At 41.4% G+C, this 19429-nt stretch carries 15 protein-coding genes and 1 tRNA gene; 6 read left to right on the forward strand and 10 right to left on the reverse strand.

Translation table 11 applies throughout. The annotated features are described in order from the left end of the window. Positions 1 to 46 precede the first annotated feature (46 nt). Positions 47 to 3064, reverse strand: coding sequence for a DUF1574 domain-containing protein (locus tag H6G41_RS09455; protein ID WP_190745800.1), 3018 nt, complete (start codon positions 3062 to 3064; stop codon positions 47 to 49). A 219-nt stretch (positions 3065 to 3283) separates the two neighbouring features. On the opposite strand from H6G41_RS09455, the gene H6G41_RS09460 reads away from it, so the two are divergent. The 3 genes from H6G41_RS09460 to H6G41_RS09470 all read left to right on the forward strand — a co-directional run bounded on the left by H6G41_RS09460 (position 3284) and on the right by H6G41_RS09470 (position 7081). Further along, entirely contained in the window at positions 3284 to 3520 is a 237-nt protein-coding gene (locus tag H6G41_RS09460; RefSeq protein WP_190745802.1) for a hypothetical protein, read from the forward strand. A 102-nt stretch (positions 3521 to 3622) separates the two neighbouring features. Further along, the gene (locus H6G41_RS09465) at positions 3623 to 6712 is read left to right on the forward strand and encodes a phosphoenolpyruvate carboxylase (RefSeq protein ID WP_190745804.1); all 3090 of its coding nucleotides are present in this window, start codon (positions 3623 to 3625) and stop codon (positions 6710 to 6712) included. Between the two features lie 117 nt (positions 6713 to 6829). After that, positions 6830 to 7081, forward strand: a complete 252-nt coding sequence (locus tag H6G41_RS09470; RefSeq protein ID WP_190745806.1) for a hypothetical protein — start codon at positions 6830 to 6832, stop codon at positions 7079 to 7081. A gap of 57 nt (positions 7082 to 7138) precedes the next feature. On the opposite strand, the gene H6G41_RS09475 is transcribed toward H6G41_RS09470, so the two are convergent. Continuing rightward, positions 7139 to 7528 (reverse strand): hypothetical protein, encoded by a 390-nt coding sequence (locus H6G41_RS09475; RefSeq protein WP_190745808.1) that lies wholly within the window; start codon positions 7526 to 7528, stop codon positions 7139 to 7141. Positions 7529 to 7691: 163 nt separating this feature from the next. Between H6G41_RS09475 and H6G41_RS09480 the strand changes: the two genes are divergently transcribed. Together H6G41_RS09480 and H6G41_RS09485 are read left to right on the forward strand one after the other, a co-directional pair. Further along, entirely contained in the window at positions 7692 to 7997 is a 306-nt protein-coding gene (locus H6G41_RS09480; protein ID WP_190745810.1) for a DUF4090 family protein, read from the forward strand. 43 nt (positions 7998 to 8040) lie between these two features. Then, on the forward strand, positions 8041 to 8325 hold the full coding sequence (locus H6G41_RS09485; protein WP_190745812.1) for a DUF427 domain-containing protein: 285 nt from the start codon (positions 8041 to 8043) through the stop codon (positions 8323 to 8325). An 80-nt stretch (positions 8326 to 8405) separates the two neighbouring features. On the opposite strand, the gene H6G41_RS09490 is transcribed toward H6G41_RS09485, so the two are convergent. Then, the gene (locus H6G41_RS09490; protein ID WP_242037859.1) at positions 8406 to 8981 is read right to left on the reverse strand and encodes a Crp/Fnr family transcriptional regulator; all 576 of its coding nucleotides are present in this window, start codon (positions 8979 to 8981) and stop codon (positions 8406 to 8408) included. A 575-nt stretch (positions 8982 to 9556) separates the two neighbouring features. After that, positions 9557 to 9994, reverse strand: a complete 438-nt coding sequence (locus H6G41_RS09495; protein WP_190745814.1) for a molybdopterin-binding protein — start codon at positions 9992 to 9994, stop codon at positions 9557 to 9559. A gap of 247 nt (positions 9995 to 10241) precedes the next feature. On the opposite strand from H6G41_RS09495, the gene H6G41_RS35720 reads away from it, so the two are divergent. Continuing rightward, positions 10242 to 10373 (forward strand): hypothetical protein, encoded by a 132-nt coding sequence (locus H6G41_RS35720; RefSeq protein WP_277878074.1) that lies wholly within the window; start codon positions 10242 to 10244, stop codon positions 10371 to 10373. A 128-nt stretch (positions 10374 to 10501) separates the two neighbouring features. On the opposite strand, the gene H6G41_RS09500 is transcribed toward H6G41_RS35720, so the two are convergent. From H6G41_RS09500 to H6G41_RS09525, 6 genes are all read right to left on the reverse strand, one after another. Further along, positions 10502 to 13525, reverse strand: coding sequence for a hybrid sensor histidine kinase/response regulator (locus H6G41_RS09500; RefSeq protein ID WP_190745816.1), 3024 nt, complete (start codon positions 13523 to 13525; stop codon positions 10502 to 10504). A 138-nt stretch (positions 13526 to 13663) separates the two neighbouring features. Next, positions 13664 to 16492 carry a methyl-accepting chemotaxis protein gene (locus H6G41_RS09505; protein WP_190745818.1) on the reverse strand — a complete coding sequence of 943 codons (2829 nt, stop codon included), beginning with the start codon at positions 16490 to 16492 and terminating at the stop codon, positions 13664 to 13666. A 61-nt stretch (positions 16493 to 16553) separates the two neighbouring features. Next, complete coding sequence (locus H6G41_RS09510) at positions 16554 to 17051, reverse strand: chemotaxis protein CheW (protein ID WP_190745820.1); 498 nt, start codon at positions 17049 to 17051, stop codon at positions 16554 to 16556. 3 nt (positions 17052 to 17054) lie between these two features. After that, positions 17055 to 17432, reverse strand: coding sequence for a response regulator transcription factor (locus tag H6G41_RS09515; protein ID WP_190745822.1), 378 nt, complete (start codon positions 17430 to 17432; stop codon positions 17055 to 17057). A gap of 75 nt (positions 17433 to 17507) precedes the next feature. Continuing rightward, on the reverse strand, positions 17508 to 18557 hold the full coding sequence (locus tag H6G41_RS09520) for a response regulator (protein ID WP_190745825.1): 1050 nt from the start codon (positions 18555 to 18557) through the stop codon (positions 17508 to 17510). A 705-nt stretch (positions 18558 to 19262) separates the two neighbouring features. Further along, a tRNA-Leu gene (locus tag H6G41_RS09525) sits at positions 19263 to 19344 on the reverse strand. Positions 19345 to 19429 lie beyond the last annotated feature (85 nt).

Consider the following 19429-nt stretch of genomic DNA (forward strand, 5'->3'; position numbering starts at 1 on the left):
TAAGGCGATGGGGAATAGTTATTTTTCCTTTGCATCCTTGTCATTTCTATTTTGCTGACCAAGGAATCATCGGATCGCGAGCTAGCTTTTTCGAGACTTCGTAGGCTCCAAAACGGTTGAGGTGACTCGGGTCAGAAAAGTAGTCGTTGGCTTTTGGCCAGAGTTTACTGATGTCTCGATAAATAAAGTTGGGATTATCAGACATCTGTAACATGTATTGTTGAAATTGCTGCTCATATTTTTGCCGAATTGGATCTAAATAATCGGCAGTTAAAGGCATGTTGACAAATACTAAAGAAATTTTCCGCGCCTGAGTAAACTCAAGTAGGGCATTGAAAGCAGCGTCTTGTTCGCCTTCTATTTGAAATGATTGATAGTCGTTATCGTAATTCCCTGTTACCTTGGGGTGTTTTTGATAATATCTAGCGGGGTGGAAGCGGACTGACAAAGCGAGGAAACCATCAAAATCAACGGATTGCTGAGAAGTTTCTTCTTCGGGAGCATCGTTACTTAACTGTATAGATGCTTTACCTTCGCGGGGGCGATCGCTCATCAAGGGTAAGGAGTTAAGTTGTTTTTGTAATAACTCCTTAATGCGATCGCGGTTGGGATAGCTAGCAGAAACAGCAGCAACAGCTTGATTGAGCCAGTGATTAGCTAGTTGATAACTACTCATTTCTGGCTTTTGAATTTTGGTTTTTTCGGCTTGGGCTGACTTGCTGGGATCTTTGAGCAAGTCATCAGTCGTACCCATAGCGATCGCTTTGTCTAAAGCTTTTTTATAGCCAGGTGAAGAAGCGATCGCGGCAAAGGTAATATCTTTACGTCCGCTATTAAATGCACGGGAACCATCCGCCCACAGAATCAGTTTTGGTAATTCTTCTGGTTCTAAAACCCGGCGAATAATAAAGTCTACAACTTGGGCTGTGGCTCCATTAACACCAAAGTTAAACACATCAATGTTGGGATAACCTTGAGTAGCCAAAGTTTGAGAAAGGGCGGCTGGATCTACACCTCTGAGGGCACGGGATGAGCCAACAATTAACACATGGGGAGGATTGCCAGTTTTCGCCAAACGCTCTTTGTAAAGGGCGATTTGCTCATCTAATTGCCGAGCATTATAACTGGGCATTTGCGATCGCGCGGCTAACAAAATCGCAGTAGCAGTGGCTTTTTCTTTTAGTGGTGCAGCTTCTAAGTTTTTGGTTGCCGTATCCTGATTTTGGGTAAAGCTAGAAGCATTGAATACAGAAGTTTTACTCTGATTAGTTTTATGCTTATTAGTGTTAGCAAAATATGCCGTTCGCTGATGATTATTCGCCTCAGGTTTGGGTGATGATGGCTTTTGTGGAGCAGAGGATGATGGACTGGGGACACTAGCAACGGTGGATGGGGAACTAGGGGTAGTATGGGTAACGATTTGCCCCAATACCCAATCGGTTTGCATAGTTAGCAATAATCCCAAAGTCCCCCAGACTAAGGCTATTTTAATTCCTTGGGCATCAGAATCATAATCTGTTGGCTGACCAAGTTCTGTAAATAGCTGGGTTTGTAAGAGCAACTTTTTAACTTTGGTAGTGGTTGTAGTCAACCAATCCCGCGTCACGTCTTGAATAAAAGTCTGGACTTCTTCTGTTGTCAAATCGGGACGCAAGATAGGTTCATTCGGTGGAGAATGTACCAAATCTTTAATGTAAATTGCCGTAGCCGCAAATTCGGGAGTAGGTTCGGGAACTAAACGTTGGCGAGGTTGAAAGTCTTCACCATGATGCCATGCTGGCTCTTTGTCACCAGCGCGCCGCCCATAAACACGCACGCCCACAATTCCTGGAACTTTTAACTGACGAATTAACTGTACGACTTTGGCAGCAACTTTTTTGCGGGCTGGGCAAATAGGCGCATCACACATAACGTGTAATAAATCACCTTTAATTAGGGGCATTACGCGCATACCACCTGTTTTCAGCCGCCAATCTAAGTCAGGATTTAATAACCTTTCTAGTAAAAAATCGATGGCAGGTTGATCGCCAGCAGTAGCTAACTCTAGGGCTGATGGGGCTAGGGCTGGATGCTGAGTGGCGGGTAAAGAAATCCAATCAATCCAAGCTGGTTGCTTGTCACTGGTTTTTTGTCCATATATAGTAGCGGCTTTAATGCCTTGAGGCGCGATCGCTTCTAATTGAGAGGCGATTTGCTGCAAGCATAAATGTTTCTCTGGTGCTGGGGCGGTTCCTAAGGGATCGACAGATGGGGTGCAAAAGATATGTAATGTTGATTCTTGCAACGAAGCTTGGACAGCCACTTTTGACTCTGATAACATCTGGGTTAACAATCTGGCGATCGCTTGCACATCCCCCCAACGCGCCCATGCCTTCAGCATCACCTCTGGTGGGGTTAAATCTACCCGCAGCAGCCAATCAGGTGTAGTCTCACCATTGACTTGCGAAACCACGATCGCATCTTCATAGCCTGATAGCTTCAGATGTCTTAACTTCTGGGCTATCGGTTCTGCTAGTAATGCGGCATCGGGACTATAGCCTGAATGACAAAAAACCCACAAACGATTTCCCTGTTGCGGCTTAACTTTTACCTGGACAGCCACACCCAAGGTACTAAGAGTTTCGCTGAGATAGCGGGAAATGCCATCTGGATGTCCTTGTCTTGCTAAGCTTTCATTAGAAATAATCAGCGCCCCGCCTGTTGCTTGGGATTTTCTCTCATCTTCTAACAGGGCTTGATTAACTTGCTCCAAGTGTTTTTCGAGTTGATTTAAGTAAACTCGATGACACCATTGCGGTCGCGACTCCCCTTTTTTTCTACCGTAGACAAATACTTGGTATATTGAGGTTTGTTCGCTGTTTGTTAGGATATCTAAATCTGTTTGTTGGAGTGCTTGCAACAAGTCAGATAAAATGCGCCAACGTCGCGGGCACTCTGTCCCTTCACAAAGGATATGTAGGTCATTTCCCCGCAACCGGACTTTCACCCCAAAAGTGTTAATTCCAGTTGCTTGGCTTACCCATTGCACTATGGATTGCTGGCGATCTAGTGATGCTGTTTTCATGGGCAATTAACTTGAGAGGAAGCGAGTATTGGGGTATAGTGCCTGCACTTGTAAACTAGAACCATACATTTATCACACCCTGACGTTTGGTTTTAACACTTTTGTTACCTTCTTGGCTGACAATATGGGCAAAGATAGATATTCATGAACATTTGTGATTTGCGCCTATGTTAAATTTTCCGTTGATTTTACAAATCTGCAAACTACCAGGAATTAACAATGTCTCCTGCTAACCACAAAACCTCACCCAATCCGGAATTAAATTTGTTGCTATTTAGCATTCCCCAATCTTTGCTTGTACAACTAGGAACAGCATCTATGCTTATGCTTTTGACAGCCAGCAAAGTCTCGACTACAGCCCTAGAAGCTATGGGACAAGCAAGTGTGGAATTATTTCGGGGCGATCGCCTACCCATACTCGACTTTCCAGAAGATAACGAATTAAACAACAGTTAAAAATTTTACTCTTAGAAATTAAGTCACTCTGGACTACTTCCTTGAGTGTTGATTACAGAACATAGCATTCAAAACAATAATTGTCTTGCAAGAATAGAGAATATGAGTTCCCTTTTATACTCTTTGTCTCAGGCGGCGAACATCTACCCCGCATCGGAATTGTTTTTGCGTCACCGCCTCCAAATAGTGGAGGAGTTGTGGGAGTCGGTGCTCCGGCAAGAATGTGGGCAAAAAATGGTAGATTTATTGGGTCAACTGCGCGATCTATGTTCGCCAGAAGGGCAAGCTACTCATGACCAAGCTGCATCAGCTGTCAAGTTGATTGAACAACTCAACATCAACGAGGCCATCCGTGCGGCTCGTGCCTTTGCTCTGTATTTTCAGTTGATTAATATCATAGAGCAGGAATACGAGCAACGGCAGCAATTGACTCGCTATTCGGAAGCCGAGACGCAAATAGAAGACCCGGAAATTTTACCTAATATTACCTATTCATCTAATCAAAGGGAAAATGACGTACCTTTAAATCGCGGAATAGGCGCAGATTTATTAGCTAAGAGTTGGGTCGCCAAGCAAAAAGAACAACAAAAAGGGACTTTTGCCGCTTTATTTCCGCATTTATTTAAGTTGAATGTACCACCCCAGCAAATTCAACGCCTAATCGCCCAATTAGATGTGCGTTTGGTGTTTACCGCTCATCCCACAGAAATTGTCCGCCATACAATCCGGGATAAGCAACGCCAGGTGGTAAACCTCTTACAGCAGCTAGACATAATAGAACATCGCGCCGGCAGTGCAACTGGGGGATATCCTTGGGAAGCAGCAGAAATCCGGGAAAAATTACTCGAAGAAATTCGCCTGTGGTGGCGCACTGATGAACTCCACCAATTTAAGCCTACTGTTTTAGATGAAGTAGACTATGCTCTGCACTACTTCCAAGAAGTTTTATTTGATGGGATTCCTCAACTGCATAAACGCTTCAAATACGCTTTGAGTAAAACCTTTCCCTGGCTGGAACCACCACAGAAAAATTTCTGTTCTTTTGGTTCTTGGGTAGGTTCAGATCGAGATGGGAATCCCTCAGTCACACCAGAAATTACCTGGCAAACAGCTTGTTATCAGCGCAAAATGGTATTGGGTAGATATGTGAACTCCGTAAAGCAGCTGATTGAATTATTGAGCGTGTCAATGCACTGGAGTGATGTCTTACCAGACTTGTTAGAATCGCTGGAGTTTGATCAATCCCAGTTGAGTGATGTCTATGATGCCTTAGCACTGCGTTATCGCCAAGAACCCTATCGTCTCAAGCTGGCTTATATCCTGAGAAGATTAGAAAATACCTGCGATCGCAATCTGGCATTGTATAAGCGGGAAACGCCAAAAAATGAAGACCAACCCATGTATCGTTCAGGAGTAGAATTTTTAGCAGAACTGCGCTTGATTCAACGCAACTTAACGGAAACAGGTTTAAGCTGCCGAGAATTGGATAATTTGATTGCACAGGTGGAAATTTTTGGCTTTAACCTCACCCAGTTAGATATTCGTCAAGAATCCTCTCGTCACGCTGATGCACTAAATGAAATTCTGGAATATTTGCAAGTTCTACCGCAATCATATAATGACTTGACAGAAGAACAGCGAGTAGCTTGGTTAACAGGGGAGTTGCAAACCCGCAGACCATTAATTCCCGCAGAATTGCCATTTTCTGACAAAACTAACGATGTCATTCAAACCTTCCGGATAGTGCGATCGCTTCAGCAAGAGTTTGGCGTTCACATCTGCCAAACTTACATTATCAGCATGTGCCGTGAAGTCAGCGATGTACTCGAAGTTTTGCTATTAGCCAAAGAAGCTAGACTTTTCGATCCGGCGATCGCTGTGGGTACAATTCAGGTTGTACCTTTATTTGAAACAGTAGAAGACTTACAACGCTCCCGCAGCGTTATGCGTCAGTTGTTTGAATTACCCTTATACCGCGCTTTGTTAGCCGGAGGTTATCAGCAGGTACAGGAAAAGGAAGACAAGGAAGATAAGGAAGAAAAAGATAAAGCTAGCGTTGCGACTCCTCCTACTTGTCCGTTGACCCTGAATCTTCAAGAAGTGATGTTGGGGTATTCTGACAGTAATAAAGACTCTGGTTTCTTAAGCAGTAACTGGGAAATTCATAAAGCGCAAAAATCCCTCCAGCAAATAGCCGAACAGTATGGTGTCAACCTCCGGATTTTTCACGGACGTGGCGGTTCTGTAGGACGGGGTGGTGGCCCTGCTTATGAAGCGATTTTGGCGCAACCAGGACACAGTATTAATGGCAGAATCAAAATTACTGAACAAGGGGAAGTACTCGCTTCTAAATACTCCCTGCTAGATTTGGCGTTGTACAATCTAGAAACCATTACTACAGCGGTAATTCAAGCCAGCTTGCTGCGCACAGGCTTCGATGATATCGAGCCTTGGAACGAAATTATGGAAGAACTAGCAGCGCGATCGCGTACTCATTATCGCTCTTTAATTTATGAGCAACCCGATTTTATCGACTTCTTCCACCAAGTAACCCCCATTGAGGAAATTAGCCAATTACAAATTAGCTCTCGTCCCGCACGTCGTCCCTCAGGTAAGAAAGATTTAAGCAGTTTACGCGCCATTCCTTGGGTATTCAGTTGGACACAAACGAGATTTTTACTACCTTCCTGGTATGGTGTGGGTACGGCTTTGCAAGAATTTTTGCAAGAAGAACCGGAAGAACACTTAAAGCTATTGCAGTACTTTTATGTGAAATGGCCATTCTTCAAAATGGTGATTTCTAAAGCCGAAATGACCTTGGCGAAAGTAGACATGCAAATGGCGCAACACTACGTCCAAGAACTGTCTAATCCTGAAGATAGACCGCGATTTGCCAAGGTGTTTGAGCAAATTGCTAGCGAATACTACCAGACAAAAGATTTGGTATTAAAAATTACCGGACATAATCGGCTGTTAGATGGCGACCCAGTATTACAGCGTTCAGTTCAGTTACGCAATGGCACAATTGTACCTTTAGGGTTTATCCAGGTTTCTCTCCTCAAGCGCCTGCGACAATCACGCAATGCATCTCCATCTGGGGTAATTCACTCCCGTTACAGTAAAGGTGAGCTACTGCGGGGAGCATTGTTAACGATTAACGGGATTGCAGCGGGGATGAGAAATACAGGTTGAGTTAATTGTCAATAGTCAATGGTCAATGGTCAATGGTCAATGGTCAATCGTAAAGAAACTATGGACTATAGACTTTTGACTCTTGACTTAGAGCTATGGACTCTTGACAATTGACTAATGAAAAATAGAACTTTAATATGCTCCCTAGTAGCCATAGCATCAGGAATTCTTGGTGGTTATATATCTGGACAAACCACCCTCATGCTGCATAGTCAAAAGTGCCACAACCAGCCTTGGGCTGTACAACAATTGTGCAACACTTGGGTAACACCAGGAGCAATATGGCAAGGTAGCACTACAGGACTATGGATAGGTAGCATTCTAGGCGCATTTGTCGCCGGTATGGCAACAAGCCAAAATCGAAATTAGTCCAAAGTCAATAGTCAAAACTTTGACAGAGCTTTAGTGAGCAAAGTCAACAGTCAACTAACTATTATCTGTAGAAGCAGTAGGTGTTTGTAAATGCCTTAAGGCTTTCCAAGATTGGGTACTGCTATCATAACAGTGCCATTCTCCGCTTTTGGGGTCTTGGTAGCAAAACAGAGTCCGTTCTTGTCCATCAAGGTAATCAGTCAAATAATAAACAATGCCGCGAAAAGGGTAAATTTTTCGGCTGAGTCGCTTAGCTACAGCTTGATTTGGACACTCGACTACAAAAACTGGTTTTTCATCTAGGTGACCCAAAGAGAATATACACATCCGCAAGATGGCTCTGAGCCAACTTTCCGAGTTGTCAAAATAATCATTAATAATTTTGTTAGTCAGAGCTTGTTCGAGCGTACGATCCTGGTTTTGAGGACTTTGGGCTTCAGACATAGCATCACCTTTAGCTATACCGATGGTTTGAGATTAAACCAAAATCTTTAAAAGTGACAAGAGTACAGCCACCTTCTCTGGCACAGTCGGGAAATCTAGCCAGTAGTTTTTGGCGTCAGCATGGCTGGTAAAATCTACTTATAGCTTTATGAGCCAATTTGTCATGACTGCTGAAACTAATCAAGTAAATCAAACAACCACAGGTGCTGATGCTATTGATCAAGCGATCGCACAGGGAATTGATTTTGACGGTTCTCCCATACCAACCGCCAAGCTAGACCTATATAACAAAGTCATGGCATTAGAAGCAAACAGACAGCGTAGCGGTGTCTCCAATACCATGCGATCGCGTATTGTCCGCATTGGTGCAAAGCATATTCCTCAAGCTGAACTGGATACATTGCTAGTTGATGCTGGTTTTGCGCCTTTAAAAGAAAAAGAAATCGCCTTTTTCTACGGTGGAAAATAGCAATATAATTCGTATTTCTACAAGTTTATTGGTCAAATTACTTATGCCGAAAGCAATTTGGAATGGAGCTACTTTAGCTGAGAGCGATAAAACTATAGTTGTAGAAGGCAACCATTACTTTCCACCTGATGCTATTAATCAAGAGTATTTCAAAGATAGTAATACTCACACAACTTGTCCTTGGAAAGGTGTAGCCAGTTACTATAGCATTGAAGTTAATGGGCAAGTTAATCAAGACGCTGCTTGGTATTACCCCAGCACCAAAGAGAAGGCGAAAAATATTGAAGGCTATGTTGCTTTCTGGCGAGGTGTGAAAGTCGAAGCCTAGGTAAAGTTAATTTTTTCTCTTTCTCGGTATTTATTTCTGTAATTGAATCTGGTGGTTGATGGAATTCAACCACCAGATTTTTAATTTGGCGATCGCAATATCATCTGGCGTTTGTGGCGTAATAATGTTCCTTCCTCTTCAAATTGCTGTAAAAGACGAGTAACTGTAACTCTTGTGGTATTTAATACTTCTGCCATTTCTTGATGAGTCGCATTTAAGTCAATCAGTTTCCCATCTTCTACGTCACGACCAAATTTCCGACTTAACCAAAGTAAAAATTGCCATAAACGCACAGACATAGGCTTACAATGCACTATGCTTAAAAGTTCCTCTGCTTGTTGAATATGCGACAGTAAAGCATTCACATCTTGATACCAAAGATGGGGTGGTACAACACTTACTTCTACATTTGTTAAACACTCAATTTGATAAGGCTTGACTTTCGATAAAGGAGAACCGATCAAATCTCCAGAACCCCAATAACCTAATGTAATAAATGTTCCCTCTTCACTCCAGGTTAATGTACGAACTGCACCGCGTTCGATTCGCCACAACACATCATTGCGTGGTGGTATCATTTCGCGCCTAGTAAATAAGCGATAGGGTATTTGCTCTTTAATACCAGAGTTATAAGACACATTAGTAGAATACATCATAAAAACATTTGGGTAGAGAAAATTTTGGGTTTGCTTTAGAAGGTATCGAAATTATCACAGTTATCAGAATTGGCTTAGAATAATTTAATACTTGCAATAAAATTAGCCAAAGCAGATTTAACACACAGCTCGTCTATGTGTAAATATGGATTGCTAGACATGACTATAATTATTCTCTGGTTATGAATAGCACAGAAGTAAAGAAATAACCATACCTCTAACTAGAGATATAGTAAAATCGATAAAATAATTTACCTAGACCAATACTTTGTTGGGACTATCATCTATAGATCCCTAGATTCAGTGCATCTGTCTATTCTTTTACTCTCAAGGTTCACATTTGACACTCCCAGAATTTCTAATTCGGGGATTTTATGCATCACGACTCATAAATTGTTAGGTGATGAGGTCGCAGTGTAATCACAATGTACACCAAGGAAAGCCCAGTTATCTGTGGGGAAAAGTTAAATTGCGATCGGGGTGGGTTAGGCGCACGATGAAACTCGATTTTTATTCTGGAAAAGATGTTTGCGCCATAACCTACCAAACAGTAACAAGTTCCGAAAAACGGTTTCTTACTCTCTGGCAATTACAATATCATTGGATTTAATGACTGCGTAAGCTTCCGTTCCTTCCATCAGATCCAACTCTTCTGCTGATACTCTAGTGATCATTGAGGTTAGCTCAACTTTGTGAACAATCTCTAAAGTCACTTCCGTATTTACTGCTCCTGTAATTACCCGTTTGACAACTCCTTTTAAAACATTGCGCGAGCTAACTTTTAATGGTTTTTTCTGACTAATAGTTTCTCCCTCAGGATTATAAGTATCTTTAGTAATGGATTTTTGCACTGGTGTGGCTACAGCTGGTGAAGAGTGCTGGCTCAAACCACGTACCAACTCCCGCAGAATTTCCGTTTTAGTACGTTGAGACTGGTTACAGAACTCTTCCAGTATTTTGCGTTCCTCTTCTGAGGTTTGAAATGTTACCCATCCTTGTTCTTTTCTTGGCATAATTTTACCAATTTAGTTGGTATATAATTCTGATCTTGCTATGATCTTACCAAGGGTGAATCCTTTGAAACAGAATTAATCTGAGTGCTGTCTCTAACTTGAAAATAGGGACTAGAGGCTAGGGACTAGGAGCTAGGGAAAAGATATTTTCATACCCTAACTGGAAAATAGTTTTGACTGTTGACTCTTAAGAAAGTTTTTTTCATTTATTCTGGCTGACGCAGTTTATGACAGCTAGTTTGGTTCTATGTTGTCGGCTGAATTTGGAGATGAGCGATTTGCAGTGAGCGATCGCTATGGAGCTTTCCCTGATAACAGTATAAAAATAGGCTTTAATCTATTAGAAAAAATACTGTTATTTATTACGGACAATCAATAAAAGTTTGAGACAAATTCATTAATTAAAATAGTGGAATTTGTCAGGTATACATAAAAATCTGCACAAATTAACCCACAACTGACAGTTCAAGATTGCCAGCTAAATTTGCTCTTGACTAACTGCGGAATTTAATTATGAGATGTTAGCGTGCCATTCGCAGAAACAATGATTTCTTGGAGAGTGCGGAGTAAATCTTGCTCATTATAAGGTTTAGAGAAGTAAGCACGCGCCCCCAATTGAATTGCTAGTTTCCGATGTTTATCGCTACTGCGAGAAGTTAGCATTGCCACTGGGATATTTTTCATCTCATCCAAAGATTTGACACGACCTAAAAAGCCATAACCATCAAGACGAGGCATTTCAATATCACAGATGACTGCTTGGACTTGGAGTCCACTTTGGAGTTTTTCTAAAGCATCTTGACCATCTTTTGCTTGTTCTACTTGGTACCCACCTTTTTCTAGGGTTAAGGCTAAAAATCGCCGCACATTAATAGAATCATCAACGATCAAAATTGTACTTTTTTGATGGGAACTCGTCGCAGGTTGTTTTTCTTCTTGAGGATATAAGAATGCTGTTTTCAACCTAGTTGATGGTAATTGATTGCTGCGAGAATTTTGCTGTTTGCTAGAAATTTTATACAATAACTCATTAGTATTTACTAATACTACTACCCGACCATCACCGAGAATAGTACAGTTACTAAAGCCTTCTGGTAGAGGGATGTTACCTTCTACTTGCCGAATAGCAACTTCTTGCTCGCCCCAACAACGGTCGATTTGCATTGCGACTAATTGATTATTGCTTTTGAGTATTAATATACTGCTGGCATTAATAGCTGGGGGGGTTTCTAACTCTGGATTATCATAGCGAGGGCCGTTAAACTCTAGGTAGCTACTCAGGCGGATAAACGGCAGCATATTGCTTTGCCAACTGATAAATTCATTACCTGCGATCGCAAACACCTGTTCAGTCTGGTGTAAAAATATTTCCGAAACCACATCTGTCGGAAATGCTAGTAGCATTCGGTTGCTTTCTACTAATAGCACTCTAGCCACAGACAGGGTAAACGGTACTGATAAAGTAAACGTAGTGCCTACTCCTAGCTCAGTATCAACTTTAATATCCCCCCGCACGGATTTGAGGTTATTACGCACGACATCCATACCGACGCCACGGCCAGATAAAGTTGTGACTTGATCGGAGGTAGTAAACCCAGGTTCAAAGATGAGTGACAACAATTCTTCATCACTCGCACTAGCTAATAAAGCAGCATCTAATCCCATACCTAAGGCGCGATCGCGAATTTTCTCCAGAGAAATACCCCGACCATCGTCACGGATAGTAATAATTGTGCGATCGCGTTTGTGAGTGGCTTTAATTTCAATCAAACCTTGTTCGGGTTTATCCATGTGGCGGCGAGTAGCTGGATCTTCAATTCCGTGATCGAAAGCATTGCGCAAAAGATGCATTAAAGGCTCATTCAACGCCTCTAAGATGCTGCGTTCAATCAAGGTGTTACCACCTTCAATTTTCAGCTGCACATTTTTGCCATACTCTACATTTAAGTCGCGTAAAGCACGGGGAAACCGTTCCACTAAATCTGATAGAGGACGCATCCGTACTTGAGTCAACTTGGTTTGCAACTGCTTTGATGTTTTATTCAGCTTGCGGGCAATTTGATCGGTATCATCAACACTAAGTTGCACATCAGTGGTAACTTCTTGTACTTGAACAATAGTTTCCATGACTTCCTGCGATAGCAGGTTTAACTCGTTATAACGATCCATTTCTAAGACATCAAAACTAGTGTTGATTTCTTCGTGATGCTGCTGCTCATCACCTAACGACAAGACACTAGAAGCTCCTACAGATTGAGTAGCAATTTTATCGTAGGCGGCGCGGAGTTCCTGATTTTCTCGATCTAGACTTTGGACGCGCTGGCTGAGATTGCGGACGAGTTTACGCAATCTTTCTAATTGTAGGTTCAGCCCATTACGCTGAATAATTAATTCTCCAAATAGATCGTTGATTTGCTCCAATTGACTACTGGGAACTCGGACTGTATTTTCATGAATTTCTCGGTCTTTACCATTACCAATCGGTTCAGCTTTGCGTTCAACCCATTTATAATCAGCGGGAGAAATTTCTCTAGCAGCTACGATACTAGCTTCTGAGATTTTGACAGACTCGGTTAGGCGATCGGCGAATTCTACATCCACAGTAGCAAAATGGGTAGGCACGATCGCCTCTTCTTCGTCCCCAATATCCTCAGTTTCATCAGTGAAAATTTCTGCTGCAAACAAATAAGGTGCGGCTGTTTCTGCGTGGAGAAATTCTGCTGCTTGTAGCGATGGTAACTCCGCATTCACTAGATCTGCTAGATGAATCGCAGTCGGGAGACTATCCAGTTGATTGGTCAGCACTAAAGCTTGCGATCGCCGCCATGCTTGTAAAGCTAACTGGGCAATTTCTCCGATTTGATGCGGTTGAGCAGTTTCTAAATACTGGGTGACTGATTCACAAAGTTGGGTAAAAGCTGGCAATTGCAGCATTTCTCCTAAACCACCCAACTCAGCGGCCATGATTGCTACTTCTTCTTGCAAACAAGGCTGTCCTTCATCTGCTAACACCGATTCTAAACGCTGCAAACAACCTTCTACTTCGGTTTCAAACAGCAGAGGAATAATATCTTGCCCCTCTTCCGGAGAGAGCATGGTTGTTACATCTTCGGGAACAGGGTCACCCAAACGCTGATGCAGCTCGTCAAAAACTGGGTAACAAAAGGTTTCTAACCACTGGTCTTCGATAGTATTGCCTTCTGCCAGCAATTCTACTATCTGGCGTAACCAGTCCACTCCAGATAAAAGTAAACTTTGCAACTGGGTGTCAATTTCTAAGGAATTTTTACGAGTTTTTAAGACTTTAAAGGAATCTTCCAGACGATGTGCTAAATCGCTCAGCGTCCGGAATCCCATCATCCCTGCACCACCTTTGATGGAATGTGCTGCTCGGAGTGCCCCGTTGATTTTCTCGGAATCGATGCGATTACTGGTATCAATTTCTAACAATACCCCTTCTAAGGTATTGAGATAATCAATTGCTTCTTCCAGAAATTGCATCTGGATTTCCAGTTCTTTGTCCTGTGACATAGGTTTGGTTTTTAGTCAATAGTCAATGATCATTGGTCGTTAGTCATCCCTTTTCTGCGAGACGCTACGCGAACGCTTGCGCTCAGGGTAAGTTGTCATTAGTCATGAGTCATGAGACTTGTGACTGTTGATAATTACTTAACTGACCTTAAATGTACCCACAGTCTGTTGCAACTCTTGGGAAATTTCCACAGTTTGTTGCAAAGATTCCGAAACTAAACGGGATGAATCGCTAGTCCGCTGTGAGACAGCCACAATTGCTTTCATCAAAGTGCTGACAGTATGGGAAGTTTCTACTTGGGATGTAGTTGCTACCGAGATGGACTGTACTAGCTCATCAATTTGCCGCGATACTTCCAAAATTTGATTGAGACTACGCTTAGCATCTTCAACAATTCGGGTACCTTCAACTACCTGGGTAGTGCCGATTTCCATTGCTTGGACTACGTCACTGGTTTCCCGCTGGATATTCTCCACAATTTGTTCAATTTCTTGTGTGGCGGCGGCGCTTCTGACTGCTAATTCGCCTACTTCTTCCGCAACTACAGCAAAACCTTGACCTTCTTCGCCAGCGCGTGCGGCTTCAATCCCCGCATTAATCGCTAACAAGTTAGTTTGAACGGCGATTTGATTAATTAAAGACACCACACGGGAAATTTGTTGAGAAGATTCTCCCAAACGTTTGACTTTCTTCGCGGTTTCACCCACAGTTTCCCGCAAAGAAAGAATATTTTGCACTGTCAAATCCATTGCTTGCCCGCTTTTAGTTGCCGTTTGAGCGGCTTGATTAGCAATTATCGCCGCTTGCTGGGCATTTTCGGCTACAGCTTGGATAGAATTAGTCATTTGATCCACCGCATCCAAGGTGCGATTAATTTCCGCCGCTTGGGTAAGTGCTTCTTCAGCTAGTTGGCGGATTGCTTCTTCATTCGAGCCGATAGCCGTGTTTACTTGGGTAGCTGCTTGTTTGACTTGGGTAACGATATCCCGCAAACTTTCAACAATTGAGTTGAAAAAGTCGGCAACAGTACCAATTTCTCCGGCTGTGACATCCGCACGGACTGTGAGATCGCCACTGGCTGCACCTTCTACATTGCTCAGCAATTCTAAAAGTTGGGTTTGCAGTGCCTCTTTTTGTTGGCGTTCTTCTTGAGTATCTTGTTGAGCGGCAGATTTAGCTTTTTCTAATTCTTCTAGCAGCCTAGCTTGTTCTAGGGCATAGCCAATTTGAACAGCGATTTGTTTAAATAAATCAATGTCTGCTGGTTGCCAAATCCGAGGACTTTCACAATGATGGGCAATTAATAGACCCAAGAGTTGATTTTGGCTAATGATGGGGGCAATCAAATTGCCTTGAACTGCGTATTTCTCCAAACTTTGAATGTAACAGTTGGCATTATTGAGATGGGGTTCTTGATAGATGTTGGCGATCGCTCTGACTCTTCCTTGGCGATAATTTTCGGCATGACGTTCCCGAAAACAGGGATCTTCAATTCGCGTATTCAGCATTTTTGGCCAACCATCAGCTAGAGATTCTGCCACAACTACCCCATCCCAGGTTTCGGGATTTAGCTGATAGACAATTACCCGATCTGTTTTTAATGCTGGGCGCAAGGCGTTAACTGCTGTTGTGTAAATATCTTCAGTTAGGAGATTTTTGCGAATTTCCAAAGTAATATCTGCAATAAATTTAATTCTTAAGGCTTCTTGGTCTTTTTCTCCTAGCAATACTTGCAGTTGCTCAGCCATCCTGTTAATATTTACACCCAATACTCCTAATTCATCGGTTCTTTCCACTTCTACACGAGTATTGAGTTGACCATCACCCAGTTTACTTACTGCATCAGCTGCGCTCAAAATTGGCTTTGTCGACCGTTTGGCTAACCAAGCAGCGATCGCAGCAACAATGACTGCGGTTAATGCCGTTCCCAGAGCGATCGTCAATAATAATTGTCTTTGGGGCGCAAATGTAATTTCTGTGTCTGTGGCAATAATGGCTCCCCATTTTAAATCAGGTAACCCGTCAATTGTTCTCGACGGTACATAGCTGACAAATTGCTGTTTCCGATTCAGATTGTTAACTGTGACTAAACTGCTGACTTTGTTGTTGTCTTTCAGTTGGCTCAACCCAGGAAAATCAGTTTTAGCTTCTCTACCTTCTTGATTATTTTGTGTAGCTAGAAAAATTTTGCCTGACCGATCGATTAAATGATAGTCATGCCCCTTACTGGCATAATTTTTGATAGTCTCTTCTATAGAACTTACTGGCATTCTGGCTCGAATTACGCCAATATTTTGCCCAGTGACTGTATCTTTAACAGGTGCAGCTATGTGAACGCTCACGCGACCGGTAGTTTGTGATTTTTCTGGCTGACTAATCACGGGTGTATTTTGTTTGAGGGCATCTTGAAAATATTGACGGTCTTTATGGTTTTCTAAAGGCTCACCTGTAGATTGAGCAATTACGTTACCTTCAAGGTCAAAAATAGCCAGACTATCATAAGCTTTATCAGCCTTAATTATCCGGTCTAAAATTTCTTGCTTTCCTTGAGCAGTGATCAGTTCTCTAATTTGGGGATTTGTCAAAGATGGTAGACTAGAGAGGACTTGAATATCCCCATATCTACCCAAAACGTAACGGTTAACTTTGTCTAATAAGCCAACAGTTTCTGCTTGTTGAGATTGGGTAATTTGCTGATTAATGGATTGGTTGGCAAAGCTATAAGCGATCGCGCCAATTACCAACGTTGGTAAAGTCCCGATCGCGATCGCTAACACTGTGGTTTTGGTATTGAGACTTAATCTATGAAAATAAGCTACTACCTGCGTCAGGGGAGAATCATTAGAAGGTAAATTAATCGGCTTACTTGATTGTTTAATTGCTGCCCCAAATACTTTCTGCGATGAAATCAATGATGCTCGTTTTTGAGCATCATTACTCTTAGCCGTGTCAGTTTTATTAAACATAAATTAATTCCCCTGAATACTGTGAATAAGAACACTATTTTTTCTTGATTACTAGTACACCCTAATCACTGCGGAGAATAGAAGAATTGACAATAGCTTGTGCATCTAATACCAGTAAAATCTCAGATTGTTGGATAATACATCCATTGAGATAAGGTACTAAACTGGATGCCACCTGTCCTATAGGAGAACAAATCTCATCGGACAAAAACTTAGCTGTACCTTTTATCTCTTGTACAACTAAGCCCAACAGCATTGATTCTACTCGCACAACGATTACATTATATTGCCGCAGCCTACTGCCTAAAGATTCTAAATTCAGCATTCTTGGCAGATCTACTACCCAAATTATGCGACTCCGCCAATTCATTAATCCTATTATGCAAACGGGCATATTAGGCATTGAAGTCACCGACTCAACAGGCACAATAATCGCTTCTTGCGTATGCCTCATTGATAGAATAGCAGCAGTTTGTTGATTTAGCTGAAATTTGATATAGCCATCTCCTAAATTTTGGGGACTTGGCTGTGCAGGTAGCGTATTCTTTGAACTATTCATGGATTAATTGGCTACTGATCTAATAGCACGTATGAGTTGTTCCCTTGTGTATGGTTTAGTTAGGTAAGCATCAGCACCTTGCTTCATTGCCCACAAGCGATCGATTTCCTGGTTTTTAGAACTACAAATTAAAATTGGTACTTTCTTTGTCACTGGATGTTTCTTGAGATAACGACATAATTCAAAGCCACTCATTCCTGGCATGACTACATCCGTAATAATCACATCCGGCTGTTGTAATATAGCTTGTTCTAAAGCTGCTTTGGCATCAGTAGTAGGAATTACATTATAGCCACTTTCTGTCAGGAAATAGCTCATTAATTGCAATTCGCTAGGGGAATCTTCGACAATCAGAATAGTGCTAATTAGAGTAAGACTCATTGCTAAACATCCTAAAAATGCTATTTGAGCTACTAAATTTTTTGATAGTAATAATTAACTACTATCTTTAGAAAATTAACCGATATGTTTAAACACCATTTTTAGCAAATCTGATTGTGTAAATGGCTTAGTTAAATAACCGGAAGACCTCACCATTTTTGCTTTGGCTCTATCAATAAAACCTGTTTTACCCGTCACCATAATAATCGGTGTATCTTTAAACTGTGAATGTCGGCGCAATAAAGAACACAGTTCATAACCATCTAAATTGGGCATTTCAATGTCTAGTAAAATTAAATCTGGTTTACTCCTAAGTATTTGCATTAAAGCTTTGACTGGATCGTTGATCAGGACTACATGAAATGTTTCTTCATCCAAAAAGTGTTTGATAGAGTTTAAGACAGTTTGGCTATCATCAATACATGCTATGGTGTAAATTCCTTTGCTCGCATGTTTTTGAGAAAACGTATTATTTTTATCACTATTGCGAGCAAAATTACTAGGTTTAGATAAGGGAGTTTGCGGTATATTGCTTGTTGGTGTACTTAATGAACTCCCCGCAGCAGGTAAAGGTGATTGAATAGGTACCTGACGGTTTCTCAGATGTTTTTGACAGTGTTCAACGATTAACCGCAAATCTAAACTACAAAACTTGGGTAATCCATCTAAGGTAATTTCTGAGTTAAATTCATAACTTCCTTCTTTTAAAGCTAAGAATGATTCCAGTACTTCTTTTGCTAATTCTTCGATCAAATCTGCTGCTTGCACCGGATTAATATAATCCTGGGCAGCTAACCAACAGATAGCGTGATAATCAGCGTTTGATGATGTAGACTGATTTTCATTGTTCGTTTCAAACATCAGTCGCATTTGTACCCTAGCAGCGCTATTCAGTGTGGGAATTTGTTGACTCAAGCGCCGCAAGTGATTATCAAGCCTTTCAAAAACTTTATCTGAATGAGAGGCGTAAGTTAATTTACCGTCCTCTAGATAGATCGACCAAGAAGTCGTCTCTGTATATACCCTTAAGCATCCTGTAGCACGCCGACTGGTTAGTTGTGCCAACAGCGATAACGGATGTAATTTCTGGAACAACTTGTAGCTACCTATAGGAGTTGTGCTCATTTTGCTTTTACTTCAGCTAAATTCAATACGTGTAGACTAAACTTGTACAGGAGCTTCTATACAATACCAACCAAGCTAAAAAATCTTAGTGCCATGTAGCATAACATACATAAATATTTATCTTCGTTTGTAAATAAAGTTAACCGTAGCTTTGTTTTTAGATTATAAAGTCTTAGTCAATTATGAAGTTATTGTCAATTTACTTACTTATACTGAGATTATCAGACATGTCTGGATAAAGATTAAATAAAATTTAAAGACTACATGAAGTAGATAGTTTTTTAGTAGCCTTTTGTAAAATTTTGAAAGTAAAAATACTAGCTAACAAACAATAATTACGGTATTTTATCAGTATTTTTACTGAAAAATAACCGTACATAAACGCAGATTGCTATCGCTCTAACAATAAGTATCTTTACTTAAATGTGATCAAAGTTACTTCTACACTTAATCTATTCAAGATAACAGCAGTGTTATGAGTAATAAAGGTGAAAACTGGCTATTGATATTAATGTAATCAATGGTTGTTATTCATAGTTTTTGGTCATGGTTAGGGAAACTCCACCTCTAGATGGTATGAGATTGTATGATGCGTACCCCAATGACCAATACCGAATCAAAACACCCCCATGCCCCATATCCATTTTTAAAATTGGCGATGAACATTGTTTCACAGGGGTTGCTTTCTTGATTTTAAACTAAAAGTGCGGATGAAAGGACTTGAACCTTCACTCCTCTCGGAACTAGAACCTAAATCTAGCGCGTCTGCCAATTCCGCCACATCCGCATCAGTTTTATATCTTAACACAACAAATTATTAATGGTCAATAATCTATGAAATCAACAAACTGTACTTCAGACTATTGACCCTG

The sequence above is a fragment of the Tolypothrix sp. FACHB-123 genome (genome assembly GCF_014697075.1).
GTDB lineage: Bacteria > Cyanobacteriota > Cyanobacteriia > Cyanobacteriales > Nostocaceae > Aulosira.